Here is a 14,857-nt window from a genome sequence, read left to right as displayed (position 1 = left end):
CGCAAGCGCGGTGCGCTGGCGCTGGCCGCCGGACAGCTGGTGCGGCAGCTGCGACGCCACCGGCTGCAGCTCCAGCGCCGCGAGCCAGCGCTCGACCGCCTCGCCGCCCACGTCGCGCGGCGGGTTGCGCCAGCCGCGCTGCAGCCCGAAGGCGATGTTCTGCCGCACGTTCAGCTGCGGGAACAGCGCGTAGTCCTGGAACAGGTAGCCGAAGCGGCGCTGCCGGGCCGGCACCAGGAGGCGAGCACTGCCATCGAACAGGGTCTCGCCGTTGAAGASGATGCGCCCGGCATCCGGCCGCAGCAACCCGGCGATCGCCTGCAGCGTCAGCGTCTTGCCGGCGCCCGACGGCCCGTAGATCACCGTGCGCCGCGCCTGCGACGTGAAGCGCACCTGCAGCTCGAAGCGCCGCTGCGGGCTGCTGACCGTCTTGCGGATGTCGACCTCGAAGCTCATCGCACGGCCCTCCCCCGCAGCAGCCTTCCGGCCAGCAGCAGCACGACGATGCAGGTCACCGAGGTGATCAGCACCAGCACGTTGGCCACGCCGTCCTGCCCCGCCTGCACTGCCTCGTAGACCGCGACCGACAGCGTCTGCGTCCGCCCGGGGATGCTGCCGGCCACCATCAGCGTCGCGCCGAATTCGCCGAGCGAGCGCGCGAACGACAGCAGCAGGCCGGCCAGGATGCCGCGCCAGGCGAGCGGCAGCGTGATGCGGAAGAACACCGCCGCCTCCGACAGCCCGAGCACGCGGCCGGCGTTCTCGAGCTGCGGCTCGACACCCTCGAAGGCCGCGCGCGCCGCCTTCAGCACCAGCGGCAGCGCGACCACGGCGGCCGCGATCACCGCGCCCTGCCAGGTGAAGATCAGCTGGATGCCGAGATGCTCGTACAGCCAGGCGCCGAGCCAGCCGCGCTTGCCGATCAGCACCAGCAGGTAGTAGCCGAGCACGGTGGGCGGCAGCACCATCGGCAGCGTGAGGATCGCATCGAGCAGCTCGCGCCCGGGGAAGCGGCCGCGCGCCAGCAGGAAGCCGAGGCCGACGCCGAGCACCAGGTCGATCAGCGTGGCCCAGCCCGCCACCTTCAGCGACAGCGCGAGCGGGATCCACGCGGACTCCGCGGCGTTCACGGCTTCTGGAAGCCGTAGCGCGCCAGCACCGCCTGGCCGGCCGGCGACAGCAGGTAGTCGACGAAGGCGCGCGCGGCTGCCGGGTTCGGGCCGCCGGCGACGCGGGCGACCGGGTAGCGGATCGGGGTGTCGGTGGGCACGGTCAGCGCCAGCTTGACCTTGTCCTTCAGCAGCGCGGCGTCGGTGCCGTAGACGAAGCCGGCCTCGGCCTCGCCGCGCGCGACGTAGTCGAGCGCCTGGCGCACGTTCTGCGCGTAGACGGCCTTGGGTTCGAGCTCGGTCCACAGCTTCGCGGCCTCGAGCGCACCCTTCGCGTAGCGGCCGGCCGGCACGCCGCTCGGCTGGCCGAACGCGATGCGCTTGACGCCGGGCTGCTTCAGGTCGGCCAGCGCGCCCAGTGCCAGCGTGCTGTCGAACGGCGCGATCAGCACCAGCGAGTTGTTGACGAAATCGCGGCGCGAGCCGGCGGCCACCAGTTGCTGCGCCTGCGCGCGGTCCATGGTCTCCTGGTCGGCCGACGCGAACACGTCGACCGGCGCGCCCTTCGCGATCTGCGCCAGCAGCGCGTCGGAGGCCGCGAAGTTCAGCAGCAGCCTGGTGCCCGGGTTCTGCGCCTCGAAGGCGGGGGCCAGCTCCTTGAAAGCGTTGGTCAGGCTGGCGGCGGCCGAGACGGTCAGGTCGGCGGCGTGGGCGCCGAGGGCGAGAAGCGAGAAGGCAGCGGTCAGCAGGCGGGCGGCGAGGCGCATGGGAGTTGCTACAGCGTGGAGAACCCCGAAATGTATCGCACTACATATCGAACTTGTCGCGTTGGCGCGGAAGGCGCGGGCGGGGAGGCTGGGGCGCGCCGGTCGCAGCAAAGCTCGAACTACGGAATCAGTACCGACCCGCCCACCGTCCTGCGCGATTCCAGGTCGACGTGCGCCTGCCCCGCATCCTTCAGCGCGTAGCGGTGCTCCACCGGGATCTTCACCTGCCCGCTGGCCACGATCGCGAACAGCTCGTCGGCCATCGCCTGGGTCGACTCGCGGGTCGCGATGTGCGTGAACACCGTGGGCCGCGTCAGGAACAGCGAGCCCTTCGCGCCGAGCACGCCCAGGTCGAACGGGGGCACCTTGCCCGACGCGCTGCCATAGCTGGCCATCAGGCCGAACGGCTGCAGGCAGTCGAGCGACTTGTCCCAGGTGTCGCGGCCGACACCGTCGTAGACCACCTTCACGCCCTTGCCGCCGGTGATCTCGCGCACCCGGGCCGCGAAATCCTCGCGCGCATAGTTGATCGTGAAGGCCGCGCCATGTGCCTGCGCGGCAGCGCATTTCTCGTCGGTGCTCGCAGTGCCGATCAGCTGCAGCCCGAGCGCACGCGCCCACTGGCAGGCGATCAGCCCGACGCCGCCCGCCGCGGCATGGAACAGCACGAAGTCGCCCGCCACGAGCCCGGCCTGCGGCAGCGTGCGGCGCAGCAGGTACTGCGTGGTGAAGCCCTTCAGCATCATCGCCGCGCCCTCGTCGAAACCGATCGCGTCGGGCAGCTTCACGACGCACTTGGCCGGCATCACCCGCAGCGTCGCGTAGGCACCGGGCGGCTGGCTCACGTAGGCCGCGCGGTCGCCGGCGCGCAGGTGGGTGACGCCCTCGCCCACCGCCTCGACCACCCCGGCCCCCTCGACACCGAGGCCGAACGGCGCCGGCAGCGGATACGCACCGCTGCGGTGGTAGACGTCGATGTAGTTGATGCCGATCGCATGGTGGCGGATGCGGATCTCGCCCGGGCCGGGCTCGCCGACCACGACCTCCGACAGCGTCAGGGTCTCGGGGCCGCCGGCTCGGTCGAGGCGGACGGCATGTGCAGTAAGTGGCATGGGTTGCTCCAGTGGATGCGTTATCGTGCCAGCACTCCCGCGACCCTGCCTGCACCCGGTCTTGAAACGCCTCACCACCGCACCCAACCTCGCCCTCGCCCAGCTCTGGGCCGACATGCTCACGCAGACGGGAATCCCCACCACCGTGCAACGCGCGTTCGCGAGCAGCCTGTCGGGCGGCGTGCCGCCCAGCGAGACCCTGCCCGAGCTGTGGGTCGACGACGAGGCCGACCATGCGCGCGCCCTCGTGCGGCTCGACGAGCTGCAGCATCCGCGCCGCCATCTGTGGGCCTGCCCGCAATGCCATGAAGTGATCGACGGGCCGTTCGAGCAGTGCTGGAACTGCGGCGCCGCGATGCCCGCGGCATGACGGCCCTCCATCCCCGCATCATCCTGATGCTGACGCTGCCGCCCCTGCTGTGGGCCGGCAATGCGGTGGTCGGGCGGCTGATGGTCGGCAGCGTGCCGCCGCTCGCGCTGAACGCGTTGCGCTGGTCGCTCGCCTTCGTGCTGCTGCTGCCGATCGGCTGGCGCCTGTTCAGGCGCCCGGGCGAGCTCGCCGCGCGCCTGCGCTACCTCGCACCGCTCAGTCTGATGGGCGTCGGCAGCTACAACGCGCTGCAGTACATGGCGGTCACCACCTCCACGCCGATCAACGTGACGCTGATCGCCGCCAGCTCGCCGCTCTTCATGCTCGCGGTCGGCGCGCTGGCCTACGGCGAGCGGCCGACGCGCCGCCAGGGGGCCGGCGCCGTGCTGTCGCTGCTCGGCGTGGCGCTGGTGCTGTCGCACGGCCACCCGTCGACGCTGCTGCAGCTGCACCTGGTGCCCGGCGACCTGCTGATGCTGCTGGCCACCGCGCTGTGGGCGGTCTACAGCTGGATGCTGGCGCGCCCGCCGGCCTCGATGCGCCCGCCCGAACGGCCGCCCTGGAGCGCCGCGGAGTTCCTGCTCGCCCAGGTCGGCTTCGGTGCGCTGTGGGCCGGTGCCGGCGCGGGCGCCGAGCAGGCGCTCGGCGGGCAGCCGATCATGTGGTCCGGCGCGGTGTATGCGGCGCTCGCCTACGTGGCGATCGGCCCGTCGATCGTGGCGTACTTCTGCTGGGGCGCGGGCGTCACCGCGGTGGGGCCGGCGGTGGCGGCCTTCTTCGCGAACCTGACGCCGGTGTTCGCCGCGCTGATGTCGGCCGCGATGCTGGGCGAAGGGCCGCAGTGGTACCACGTCGCGGCGTTCGGATTGATTGCCGCGGGGATCGTCGTAACATCCCGCGCAGCGCCTCGCAGGACACCATGACACCTTCCGGCCCCGTCGCAGTTCCCTCCGCTCGCAAGCGCTCGTGGCAACTGCTGTACGGTGCGGCCGCGCTGCTGATCCTGGTGGTGATCGGGCTCGACCAGTTCCTGGGCGTCAAGGTCAACGAGCGCTTCGGCGATTCGCTCGCCGCCGACCGCGGCTGGGCCGCCCGCTTCGAGGCGCTGGGTGAGCTGCGCCGCCTGGCCGGCGAGGTCGACGCCCCGGCCAACGACATCTTCGCGTCGGGCCAGGTCGACCACGAGCGCGAGCGGCTGCATGCCGCGCACGGGCGCTTCAAGCAGGCGCTCGCGGCCGCGATGCAGCGCTTCGAGGCCCACCCGGCCGAAGGCGAGCGCGAGCTGATGGTGCAGGGCCTGCAATCGGCCGGCAACACGGTGCAGCGCATGGTCGAGCAATCCGAGACCACGCTGCAGCGCTTCGGCGAGCAGCGGCTCGATGCGGCCTCGCGCGCGATGGTCGAGGTCGACCGCAGCTATGCGCTGCTGCAGGAAGACCTGCGCGGTGTCTCGCGCATCTCGCGCACGCTGCAGAAGGCGCAGTTCGATGCGCTGAGCCAGTCGGTGGGCCGCTACCGCTGGCTCGAGTTCGCGAGCGCCGTCGGCGTCACCGCGATCACGCTGGGCATGCTGGTCTACGGCTTCCTGATCCGCCGGCGCATGGAGCTGGCCTCGGCCGAGAAGGCTCAGCACCTGTCCGAGCTGCAGGCCGCGAAGGATGCGGCCGAGGCGGCCAGCCAGGCCAAGTCGCAGTTCCTCGCCAACATGAGCCACGAGATCCGCACGCCGATGAACGGCGTGCTCGGCATGACCGAGCTGCTGATGGGCACGACGCTGAACGACCAGCAGCGCCGCTTTGCCGACAGCGCGCACCGCTCGGGCCAGGCGCTGCTGGGCGTCATCAACGACATCCTCGATTTCTCGAAGATCGAGGCCGGCAAGTTCGAGGTCGAATCGCTGCCGTTCAACCCCTGCGAGGTGGCCTACGACGTGGCCGAGCTGCTGGCGGTGCAGGCGCATGCCAAGGGGCTGGAGGTGATCTGCCAGATGGGCCCCGACCTGCCGGTGCGCGCCTACGGCGATGCGGCGCGGCTGCGCCAGGTGCTGATGAACCTGCTGGGCAATGCGGTGAAGTTCACCGAGCGCGGGCACGTGATGATCTCGGTGACCAAGATGCCGGCCAGCAGCGCGGCGCACAACCATGCGGCGCTGCTGGAGTTCGCGGTGTCGGATTCGGGCCCGGGCATCTCGACGGCCGACCAGGCGCGGGTGTTCGATGCCTTCACGCAGGCCGACAGCTCCCGCACGCGGCGCCATGGCGGCACCGGGCTGGGCCTGACGATCTCGAGCCAGCTGGTGGCGATGATGGGCGGCAAGCTGCAGCTGCAGAGCACGCGCGGCGAGGGCTCGCGCTTCTGGTTCTCGCTGCCGATGCGGCTGGTGCCCGACAGCACGACCCTGCTGACCGACCGCGAGGCCGCGGCGCTGCAGGGGCTGCAGGTGCTGGTGGTGGACGACAACACGACCAACCTCGACATCCTGCGCCACCAGCTGAGCGCCTGGGGGTTGCGCGTGGACACCGCCGAGGGCGGCGAGCATGCGCTGCAGCTGATGAGCAAGCGGCCGGTGGTGCACGACCTGGCGATCCTCGACGTGCACATGCCCGACATGGACGGCCTGACGCTGACGCAGCGCATCCGCGCGAACCGCCGGCTCGACGGACTGAAGATCGTGATGCTGAGCTCGCAGGGGCTGGACATGCCGGCGATCAGCCTGACGCGGCTGGGCGTCGAGCGCTGGCTGTCGAAGCCGGTGCGCAAGCAGGAGCTGCGGCGCGCGCTGATCGACCTGCTGGCGCATGAAGCGCAGCCGGTGCCCGACGCAGTGCTGCCGGCGGCTGCGCTGCCGGTGGCCGCCCCGGTGCGCAGCGCCCGCGTGCTGCTGGCCGAGGACCACCTGGTGAACCAGGAGGTGGCGGCGCAGATGCTGCGGCTGGCCGGCTACGACGTGCAGGTGGTGTCCGACGGCCAGGCCGCGATCGACGCGGCGCGCAGCCATGCCTTCGACGTGGTGCTGATGGACTGCCTGATGCCGGTGGTCGACGGCTTCGAGGCGACCGCGCGGTTGCGCGAGATCGAGCGTGCCGAGGGCGTCAGCGACCTGGCCCGGCTGCCGATCGTCGCCCTCACCGCGAACGCGATGAAGGGCGACGTCGAAGCCTGCCTCGCCGCCGGCATGGACGACTACGTGGCCAAGCCGTTCACGCAGGAGCAGCTGGTGGCGGCGATCGAGCGGCGCCTGAAGGCGCGGGCGGTGCAGCGGGCGGAGTGAATCGGTCGGACGCGGCGCGTTCAGATCTGGTGCCGCACCGGCGCCACGCTCCACGACACCGTCGGCTGGTCGATCATCGCGTGCACGCGCGAGTGGCCCATCTCGTTCATCAGCCGCGCCATCGCGACCCGGCCGTGCGCGGCCGAATCCCAGATCAGCATGTCGACGACGGTGCCGTCGTTCCACTGCGCGAGGCGGCGCGAGCGGAATCCCGCCTGGCGCTTGAGCCAGTCGTCGATCTCGACGTTGGCATCGATGAAGTCGTCGCAGGTGCAGTTCGCGAGCTTGAAGGTGGTGATTTCGATCGCTTCGGTCATGGGCTTCCTCCGGTGAGACGGCTCGCATCATCCTGCAGCCGGCCCGAGACCCGTTAGCCGGATCCTCCAGAACTCATGCACGATCCTGCAAATCGTGCGCTCGTGACACGGCAACGCGCAGCGTCTCGTGCAAGATCGTGGGCATGGCTTCGACCCTTGACCGCTACGCCGAGATCGCCGCGCTGATCGCCCGCCACGCGCCCGCCGACGGGCAGGCGACGACCGCCATCGGCAACCTGTTCTTCGGCCGCTGTTCGTCACCGTCGCAGCCGCACTACGCTGCGCAGTGGCCCTGCTTCGCGCTGCTGGCGCAGGGCGAGAAGATCCTGACGCTCGGCAACGACGAGTACCGCTACGGCGTCGGCGACTACCTGGTCACCTCGGTCGACCTGCCGATCGTCTCGCGCGTCACCGTCGCGACCGAAACATCACCCAGCCTCGGACTCGGCATGTCGATCGATGGCGTGCGGCTCACCGAGCTGCTGCGCCRCGTGCGCGCGCCACAGGCCGCGCCGCCCGGCGACGGCCTGCGCGGCGTCACCGTGAACCGCGCACCGCCCGAGCTGCTGGACGCGGTGATCCGCCTGCTGCGCCTGCTCGACAGTCCGAACGACATCCCGGCGCTCGCGCCGCTGGTCGAGGAGGAGATCCTGTACCGGCTGCTGACCGGCCCCGACGGCGGGCGGCTGCTCGCGATCATGTCGGCCGACAGCCGCAGCAACCGGGTCGGCAAGGCGGTCGACTGGCTGCGCCGGCATTTCGCCGAGCCGCTGCGCATCGAGGATCTCGCGTCGCACGTCGGCATGAGCGAATCGTCGCTGCACCACAACTTCAAGGCGGTGACGGCGCTGACGCCGATGCAGTACCAGAAACAGCTGCGCCTGCACGAGGCGCGCCGGCTGCTGGTGGTGGAGCGGCTGGGCGTCGCGACCGCCGGCCACCGCGTGGGCTACCAGAGCCCGTCGCAGTTCAGCCGCGAGTACGCGCGGCTGTATGGGCAACCGCCGGTGCGCGACGTGTCGGCCGGCGTGGCCGCGGATGCTCAGGGCTTGTAGGGCAGCGTCAGGTAGTACTTGCCGAGTTCGGTGAGCTGGCCGTCGGCACCGAGCAGGCTCGAGAAGTGCACGTCGTTGCTCCAGCGGCCGGTGAACCAGGCGTAGCGCACGACATCGGCGCGGTTCTCCAGCACGCCGACCATCTCGGCCATCTGCGCCTTCTGCTTGGCCACGCTGTCGATCTGCGCCGAGCCGTCGCCGGTGTGCCAGTTCGCGAACTCGGTGACCCAGAACGGCTTGCCGTATTTGGTGAGGCGGTCGAGCTGCGCGGCCAGGCCGTAGTCGTACCAGTGGAAGCCGATCATGTCGATGCGTGGCGCGCGCTGGCCGTTGGCATTGCGGTAGGCGGCTTGGAAGGCGTCCATCCAGACGACGGGATCCTCGAAGCCGGCGAGGTTGCCCCAGGTGATCTGCGGGCCGACGATCTTCACGCCGGTCTTGGCGGCCAGTGCCTCGACGCGCGGCCAGGCGGCCGCCGCATCGGCCGGCGACATCGTCGCCTGGCCCCACAGGTTGGGCTCGTTGAGCACCAGCAGGTACTTGTACTGCGGGTTGGCTTTCAGCAGCGCCTCGATCTCGGCGTCGTTGAAGCTGAAGTTCCACAGCATCGGCACGAAGTCGGTGCCGGCCGGCGGTGTCAGCTTGGGCCGGGGCGACCAGTTGTACCACCAGGACACGCCGGGCGACAGCGCGTTCAGGTCGGCGGTGGTGGCCACGTCATAGGCGATGCCGCGCTTGGCACTCTTGCCTACCGGGTTGGCGGGGATCGTGCCGGCGTCGGGCACGAGGCGCCATTGCTGGTTGTCGGTGCGGGTGCAATCCCACTGATGCACCACGCCGCCGACCGCGGTGCTGAAGTCGCGCACGTCGAGGCATTTGCCGCTGTGACGCGCCTTAAGCTCGAAGGCATCGCCGATCGCGGTGGCGGTGTAGCGCTGGTTCGCGCCGGCGGTATCGGCGAGCTGTTGCACGGCCGCGCCATTGGCGGTGGACGATGCGGCGACGCTGATCGACCTGCCGCTGCGAACGTTGGTCAAGCGCCAGGCGCCGCCGCCGGCCGATGCGATGTCGAAGCGCTGTGCGTCATCGCTGGCGCACGCGGCCTGCAGCAGGCGTGCGGCATCGGCGGTGCTCGCGCCTTCGATGCCGACGCACAGCTGCGAATGCACCGAACGCACCGAGTACCGGCCCACCGCCGGGCCGGCCTTGCCGCCGCTGGCCACGGGATGAACGGTGAAGGACTGCGCGGGCTCGTCCTTGCAGGCGAGCTGCTGCAGGCCGGTGCTGCTCGACGGCGCGACGCACTTGCCGCTTCCGGCATTCACCAGCGCGAAGCGGTTGCCGCCGAGCCGCTTGAAGGTGAAGCGCTGCGCGTTGGTGCCGTTGTCCTGCCACTGCTGCACGGTGGCACCGTCGGCCGCCGAGGCGCCCGCGACATCCATCGCGCGACCGCTGCTCGCCAACAGTTTGTAGCGCCCTGAAGCATCCAGGCTCACATTGAAGGACTGGGCCGCGGCACCGCTGCAGTCGGCGAAGCGGAAGCGGGCGCCGTCAGCGTTGTCGGAGGCCGCTTCGAGGCACTGGTTGCTGCCGGTGTTGGCGAGCACGTAGCGCTCGGCCTGCAGCGGCAGCGTGGTGTCGGTGGCGGGCGCGAAGGCGGCGGCCGATTCCGACGGCGCATCAGCTGCCGGCGCATCCGCCGTACCGCTCTCGCTGCCGCCGCACGCTGCCAGCGTGCCGATCAGGCTGATCGCCGCGGCCACGCCGGCGGCATTCCACTTCAGGTGAATCCTGCGCATCGTCCGTCCCCTGGTTGGCAGGTCATTGCCTGCGTCGCGGCAGTGTTATGGAACTGGTTCCAACTGGCAACGGCGGGGATGTGAGCAGGTGTGTAGCTACAAGCTGACGCGCCCCTCGATCGAGTCGTCGAGCGTCTTGCCCACGGCCGCGCCGATCAGGATCTTCAGGCCGGCGATGGCGTCGCCGTGCTTGTTGTCCCAGTAGTAGCCATCGGTCGGTACGAACTCGATGACGGTGATGCGCGGATCGTCGATGCCGCCGGTGAACCAGGTCTTGATCGGTGCGGCCCACAGTTCCTGGATCTTCGCCTTGTCGGTCGAGACGGTCGCGCGGCCTCGCAGCTGCAGGAAGTCGGAGTGCTTCGATGCCTGAAAGTACAGCGTGACCTGCGGGTCGGCCGCGATCTCGGCATTCTTGTGGCTGTCATTCGCGCTGAGGAACCACAGGTGGCCGCGCTCATCTGTCTGTTGCACGCTCATCGGCCTTGCCGCGACCGCGTCGCCGATGCGGCTTGCGGTGCAGAAGAAGCACGATGAATTCTTGTCGACCACCGCGCGGATACGGGCGATGGCGTCGGCGGCCTGCAGGTCCTGGCGGTTCTGCTCGGGTTGTTGCTGGTTGATGGAGTCCATGGGGCTGCATCGTCCCGTTCAACTCGCGCGCTGTCAGCCGGGGTGCATGCCGAGTTCACGTCAGCCGTGTCCGACGGTCCATAGTTAGTAGTGAGGGTGCGGACCTTGCCGCACTCCCATAGCATTTTCCGGTCTCGAATGCGAAGAGCGAGTGGAGGCCACATGCTGAAAAGCCCGCTGTTGAGGGCCCTTGCCGCAGGACTGTCGATGTCGGCATGGAGCGTCGCCGCCGCGCCGCTCATTCTGATCACGAAGGAAGAAGCGGCCCTCCCGTCCACGACACTGACCGCGAGGTCAGGCGTCACGCTGCCACCGACCATCGAGGTGCTGTCACCGAAGGCAGGGGAGCCGGTGAAGTCGCCCTTTCGCCTGAGGATCGCGTTCCGCGCCCATGGCGATGCCAAGATCGATCCGGGCAGCGTGAACCTCGTCTACTCGCGCCAGCCGCCGGTCAACCTGACGGAGCGTGTCAAGCCCTTCCTGACCGCTTCACGACTCGATATCCAGGAGGTGGTCGTTCCGCCCGGCCAGCACGAAATCCTGATCAGCGTCAGCGACGACCAGCTGCACGATGGCGTCCGCAAACTCGCGTTGACGGTGCGGCCTTGAGGAACCGGGCGATGAGTACGGGACGATCGCTGCTCGCCCGCTGGCCGGATGCGGACCTGTGCCCATACTGTCACTCCAAGACCGGCGAGTCGCGTGCCTGCAGCGCCTGTGGCCGCGATGTCGACCTGCTGCGCGAATTGCGCCACGAACTGGAGTCGGTCCGGTCGCTCGCGCCGTATGCCGCAGCCATCGCACCATGCCGCGCCGAGCCGCTGGCCCGCCGGCTGCTCAGCCGCTGCGGCTGGACCATCGTGGCCATCCTGCTGGCAGAGGTATCGCTCGTCCTGGTCTATGACACCTCCGACGTCTACCTGTACGCGGCCGCAGCGGCTGCCTCGCTGGTCTCGGGTTATTCGCTGGGCATCCGCCTCGCGGCGCGGCAAGCAGGCCTGACCCTGCTGAGCATTGCCGCGACCGCCTTCCTGTCCGTGTGGTTGACGACCGCGGTAACCGGCCTCCACACCTGGGCAGTCGGTGACGCCCCGCTCGAACTGGCCCCTCATTCCCCGACCGATTGGCGTGAGGCTCTCCGATTTGTCACCACGATTGCACTGGCCATGCTGGGCGGCTTCTTTGCAGCGCAGGCGATGCGCTGGAGCGAATCGCCCACTTCCGAACCAGCAGACCACTGGATCCAGCGCTGGTTCCTGCCCTGCAGTGCCGACGACCAGCCTGCCGCCGTTCAGATTCGGCAGATGAAACGCATTGGCGCGTGGGCGGCCGCTGCCGCATCGACCGTCGCCTCGATCGCTGGGTTGCTCAATGGACGCACAGGGCAATAGCCGACGGGCGGCACCGGGCCGAGCCTTCGGCCTGCTCGGTGCGCTGTGGTTCATCAGCATGGCCGCCATCGCGCAGCCTGCTACGCCGAGCGCGGCTGACGCAGGGCAGGCCGGCTTCCTGCAAGTCGAGTTGGAAGGTCATGCAGGTGCCGTTCGGCGGCTGGCTGTCGATGACAGGCGCGACCTCGTCGTCACCGGTGCAGACGACAAGACCGCGCGCCTGTGGACGCTGTCGACCGGCAAGCTGCAGCGCGTGCTGCGCCCGCCGGTCGGGCACGCCGATGCCGGTCGGGTGTACGGCGTGGCGCTGCATCCGAAGCGACCGTGGGTCGCGATCGGCGGAAACCGCTTCGGTTCAGAAACAGCGCCGACCGGCACAGGCCACTTCATCCTGGTGTACGACAGCCGCTCCGGAGAGCCGATCCGGCGCATCGACACACCCGCTGCAGACGTCAAGCGCCTGGTGTGGAGCCCCGACGGCAGTCTGCTCGTCGCGGGCTTCGCAGGACGCGGCGGCCTGCGGGCCTTCGATACCGAGGGTAAGCAGGTCTTCGTCGACGAATTCGGCGACAGCGTCTATGGCGTGGCCGTGGCGCCCGGGCTCATGGCCGCCGCAAGCCTGGATGGCTCGCTGCGCGTCTACACCCAGTCATACGACGGCAAGGGTCAGCACTACGCTGCAAAGACCCGCCGCGACCTGCCCGCCCAGCCGKCTTCGCTCGCCTTCTCGCCCTCGGGAACCTTGCTTGCCATCGGCTATGTGCTGCCCGGCAAGGGGCCGGATGTCGTGGACTGGGCCAACGGCCGGATCACGGCGGGACCGACACCCACCCGACTCGGACGCGACACCTTGCTGAGCGTGGCGTGGTCACCCGATGGCCGATTCGTCTACGCGGCCGGTTCCTATCCGTTCGAACGGCGCAATGCACGGCTGGTGGTCTTCGAACCCGGTGACCGTACAGGCGCCGAGATCGAGACCGGCGCACCCTCGACCATCACCGACCTGCTGACACTGCCCGGAGGGCGCCTGGCCTTCGCCAGCGCCAATGGATCCTGGGGAACGCTCGACATCGGCGCAGGTCGCGGAACCCTGACTCCGCCCGAGCTGCCCGACCTGGACGGTGCGCGTAACCTGCTCGCCAGCGAGGAGGGTTCGACCCTCAGCTGGGCTCTTGACGGCGGCCGCGATCGCGTGACCTTCGATCTCGCGACACGTCTGATTCGCAGCGGCGATGCTGGCCCCGGGCTGAACCCGCCGCTGCTGCGGCGCTCGATGCTGGACGCGCCCTCCGACTGGGAGAACCACCGCAATCCGCAGGTCAACGGGGTGCGCATTCCCATGGCAGCGGACGAGATGTCTCGCGCGACCGCCCTGTTCGCGACGGGCGGGGACGCCTTGCTCGGCACCAGCCAAGCGCTGTACCGGCTGGGTCCCGGCGGGACACCGGTGTGGCGCAAGGCCATGCACACCGAAGTGCGTGCGGTCAACATCAGCCGCGGCGGCAAGCTCATCTGCGTGGCGATGCTGGACGGCACGGTGCGCCTGCTGCGGGCGACCGACGGCGAGGAACTGCTGACCGTGCTGATGCTGCGCGACCGCCGATGGATCGTCTGGTCGCCGGACGGGTACTACGACGCGTCAGTGGGCGCCGATCGGCTGGTCGGCTGGGTCTTCAACCGTCAGAGCGGTACGGCGGCCGACTATTTTCCCGCCGCTCGTCTGCGCGAGCGCTTTCATCGGCCTCGCTACATCGACCTGCTGTTGCAGACGCTGGATCGTCAGCTGGCTGCCCGGGAGCAGGAACGAGAGATCGCCGCCGACGGCACGACTGCTGCGCCCCTTGCAGCCCCAGTCCGGGTGGCGCAGATGCCGCCGACGCTGCGCTCGCCGGTCCGCTCGATCGACCTGCCCGATGCCCCGGCCGAAACCGAGGTCGAGGTCCAGATCGCCCTGGTGGTACGAGCACAGGCGGACAGTGGTCCGATCCGGTACGAGGCACGCGTCGATGGACGCAGGGAGAACGTCGTTGCCGTGGAAGCCGCTCGCGGACCAGATGGCGACCGTTCGGTGCAACTGCGGCTTCACGTACCGGCATCGGCCACCGCGCTGTACCTTGCCGCGCGCGATGGGAACGGCTACTCGGAACGTCTCGACCTGGAGCTGCGGCCAGGTCGAACCGTCGAAACGAAGGCTGCAGCGCCTGCGCTGGCGGCCGAGCCGTCGCCCATCGCACTCTCCCCCTCCGAGGCAACGCCCCTTTGCGGCGACAACCCCACCGCGGCATCACGCGCGCCCAACTCAGCGGGCCTGAAGCGGCTGTTCGTGCTGGCCATCGGCGCCGGCCGGGCAAGGAATCGGGAGCCCTTGCAATTCGCGTCCAAGGACGCGACCGACTTCGTTTCGGTCATTCGGCTGCAGGAAGGACGGCTGTACGAAAACGTGATCGCAGGTTGCCTGCTGGATGCTCATGCCACCGCCAGCAACGTGCGATCGGCGCTGGCCTGGCTGGCGCATGCCGGCACCAAACACGACAACTTCATCGTATTCCTGGCGGGACACGGGCAGACACGCAGCGACGGCAGCTACCTGTTCACCACGGCCGATGGCGGCGACGGCGGTCCGGCGCTCGATGACACGGCATTGCGCGAGGCACTCAACCAGTTGCCCGGGCACGTGGTGCTGTTCGTTGACACCTGCCGTGCCTCCAGAGTCCTGGGCCCCGCGGGCCGCTATGACAGCGGCTTCGTCCGGTTCATCGAACAGGTCGGCGAACGCAGCCTGGCTGTCTTCGCGGCGTCCTCCGGCGCGCCCCCTGCGCAGGAGAACACGGCCTTGGGAAACGGCGCCTTCACGTCCGCCATCCTGACCGGCCTGCGCGGTGCAGCGGACCTGTTGAACGAGCGCAGCATCACCTACAAGGGTTTCGACTTGTACATGAGCCGCAAGGTCCCCGCGCTCACCGGCAAAACCCAGACACCGGTATCTCGTCTCCCACCGTTCATGCCGGACAACGTTCTGGCGAAGCTATGAGG

14 protein-coding genes are annotated in these 14,857 nt (G+C 69.6%); 7 read left to right on the top strand and 7 right to left on the bottom strand.

What is annotated here, in order from left to right; all coding sequences use genetic code 11:
* From AC1D1T_RS06100 to AC1D1T_RS06085, 4 genes are all read right to left on the bottom strand, one after another.
* The coding region (locus AC1D1T_RS06100; RefSeq protein ID WP_477991634.1) for an ATP-binding cassette domain-containing protein at positions 1-456 on the bottom strand (456 nt) is incomplete at its 3' end.
* Positions 453-1,130 carry a molybdate ABC transporter permease subunit gene (modB, locus tag AC1D1T_RS06095; protein WP_465111886.1) on the bottom strand — a complete coding sequence of 226 codons (678 nt, stop codon included), beginning with the start codon at positions 1,128-1,130 and terminating at the stop codon, positions 453-455. The genes AC1D1T_RS06100 and modB, both read right to left, overlap by 4 nt.
* Positions 1,127-1,876: a molybdate ABC transporter substrate-binding protein gene (gene modA / locus AC1D1T_RS06090; RefSeq protein WP_477991631.1), complete on the bottom strand. Its 750-nt coding sequence runs from the start codon at positions 1,874-1,876 to the stop codon at positions 1,127-1,129. Before modA ends, modB begins: the two co-directional genes overlap by 4 nt.
* 119 nt (positions 1,877-1,995) lie before the next feature.
* The gene (locus AC1D1T_RS06085) at positions 1,996-2,988 is read right to left on the bottom strand and encodes a quinone oxidoreductase family protein (protein ID WP_477827583.1); all 993 of its coding nucleotides are present in this window, start codon (positions 2,986-2,988) and stop codon (positions 1,996-1,998) included.
* Between the two features lie 61 nt (positions 2,989-3,049).
* Between AC1D1T_RS06085 and AC1D1T_RS06080 the strand changes: the two genes are divergently transcribed.
* From AC1D1T_RS06080 to AC1D1T_RS06070, 3 genes are read left to right on the top strand one after another with little or no spacing between them, the layout of a single operon-like run.
* A complete protein-coding gene (locus AC1D1T_RS06080; protein WP_465111883.1) occupies positions 3,050-3,358 on the top strand; it encodes a putative signal transducing protein in 309 nt (102 codons plus the stop codon).
* Positions 3,355-4,281 carry a DMT family transporter gene (locus AC1D1T_RS06075; RefSeq protein ID WP_477991629.1) on the top strand — a complete coding sequence of 309 codons (927 nt, stop codon included), beginning with the start codon at positions 3,355-3,357 and terminating at the stop codon, positions 4,279-4,281. Before AC1D1T_RS06080 ends, AC1D1T_RS06075 begins: the two co-directional genes overlap by 4 nt.
* Positions 4,278-6,629, top strand: a complete 2,352-nt coding sequence (locus AC1D1T_RS06070; protein WP_477991627.1) for a hybrid sensor histidine kinase/response regulator — start codon at positions 4,278-4,280, stop codon at positions 6,627-6,629. The genes AC1D1T_RS06075 and AC1D1T_RS06070 overlap by 4 nt, the downstream gene beginning before the upstream one ends.
* A 20-nt stretch (positions 6,630-6,649) precedes the next feature.
* On the opposite strand, the gene AC1D1T_RS06065 is transcribed toward AC1D1T_RS06070, so the two are convergent.
* Positions 6,650-6,946, bottom strand: a complete 297-nt coding sequence (locus tag AC1D1T_RS06065; protein ID WP_047504410.1) for a hypothetical protein — start codon at positions 6,944-6,946, stop codon at positions 6,650-6,652.
* Positions 6,947-7,089: 143 nt separating this feature from the next.
* Here AC1D1T_RS06065 and AC1D1T_RS06060 point away from each other — a divergent pair, with 143 nt between their 5' ends.
* Positions 7,090-8,001, top strand: coding sequence for an AraC family transcriptional regulator (locus AC1D1T_RS06060; RefSeq protein WP_477991625.1), 912 nt, complete (start codon positions 7,090-7,092; stop codon positions 7,999-8,001).
* Here the strand turns inward: AC1D1T_RS06060 and AC1D1T_RS06055 are convergent.
* Both AC1D1T_RS06055 and AC1D1T_RS06050 read right to left on the bottom strand, forming a co-directional pair.
* Complete coding sequence (locus tag AC1D1T_RS06055) at positions 7,989-9,800, bottom strand: glycosyl hydrolase (protein ID WP_477991623.1); 1,812 nt, start codon at positions 9,798-9,800, stop codon at positions 7,989-7,991. The genes AC1D1T_RS06060 and AC1D1T_RS06055 overlap by 13 nt on opposite strands.
* Before the next feature lie 96 nt (positions 9,801-9,896).
* A complete protein-coding gene (locus tag AC1D1T_RS06050; RefSeq protein ID WP_477826054.1) occupies positions 9,897-10,433 on the bottom strand; it encodes a pyridoxamine 5'-phosphate oxidase family protein in 537 nt (178 codons plus the stop codon).
* A 162-nt stretch (positions 10,434-10,595) separates the two neighbouring features.
* On the opposite strand from AC1D1T_RS06050, the gene AC1D1T_RS06045 reads away from it, so the two are divergent.
* The 3 genes from AC1D1T_RS06045 to AC1D1T_RS06035 are packed head-to-tail and all read left to right on the top strand — an operon-like array spanning position 10,596 to position 14,855.
* The gene (locus tag AC1D1T_RS06045; protein WP_477826053.1) at positions 10,596-11,042 is read left to right on the top strand and encodes a hypothetical protein; all 447 of its coding nucleotides are present in this window, start codon (positions 10,596-10,598) and stop codon (positions 11,040-11,042) included.
* 11 nt (positions 11,043-11,053) lie between these two features.
* A complete protein-coding gene (locus AC1D1T_RS06040) occupies positions 11,054-11,824 on the top strand; it encodes a hypothetical protein (protein ID WP_477826052.1) in 771 nt (256 codons plus the stop codon).
* A complete protein-coding gene (locus tag AC1D1T_RS06035) occupies positions 11,805-14,855 on the top strand; it encodes a hypothetical protein (RefSeq protein WP_477991621.1) in 3,051 nt (1,016 codons plus the stop codon). Before AC1D1T_RS06040 ends, AC1D1T_RS06035 begins: the two co-directional genes overlap by 20 nt.
* Positions 14,856-14,857 lie beyond the last annotated feature (2 nt).

The organism is Rhizobacter sp. P2_H3, assembly GCF_056403355.1.
Note: the sequence above shows the minus strand (reverse complement) of the source record. Positions and strands in the feature narration are given on the sequence as shown.

Excerpts from the sequence above, each read along its gene's own strand:
- AC1D1T_RS06050 (WP_477826054.1), bottom strand. The coding sequence starts at position 10,433 with ATGGACTCCATCAACCAGCAACAACCCGAGCAGAACCGCCAGGACCTG.
- AC1D1T_RS06040 (WP_477826052.1), top strand. The coding sequence starts at position 11,054 with ATGAGTACGGGACGATCGCTGCTCGCCCGCTGGCCGGATGCGGACCTG.
- AC1D1T_RS06055 (WP_477991623.1), bottom strand. The coding sequence starts at position 9,800 with ATGCGCAGGATTCACCTGAAGTGGAATGCCGCCGGCGTGGCCGCGGCG.
- AC1D1T_RS06085 (WP_477827583.1), bottom strand. The coding sequence starts at position 2,988 with ATGCCACTTACTGCACATGCCGTCCGCCTCGACCGAGCCGGCGGCCCC.
- AC1D1T_RS06045 (WP_477826053.1), top strand. The coding sequence starts at position 10,596 with ATGCTGAAAAGCCCGCTGTTGAGGGCCCTTGCCGCAGGACTGTCGATG.
- AC1D1T_RS06070 (WP_477991627.1), top strand. The coding sequence starts at position 4,278 with ATGACACCTTCCGGCCCCGTCGCAGTTCCCTCCGCTCGCAAGCGCTCG.
- modA (WP_477991631.1), bottom strand. The coding sequence starts at position 1,876 with ATGCGCCTCGCCGCCCGCCTGCTGACCGCTGCCTTCTCGCTTCTCGCC.
- AC1D1T_RS06065 (WP_047504410.1), bottom strand. The coding sequence starts at position 6,946 with ATGACCGAAGCGATCGAAATCACCACCTTCAAGCTCGCGAACTGCACC.
- AC1D1T_RS06075 (WP_477991629.1), top strand. The coding sequence starts at position 3,355 with ATGACGGCCCTCCATCCCCGCATCATCCTGATGCTGACGCTGCCGCCC.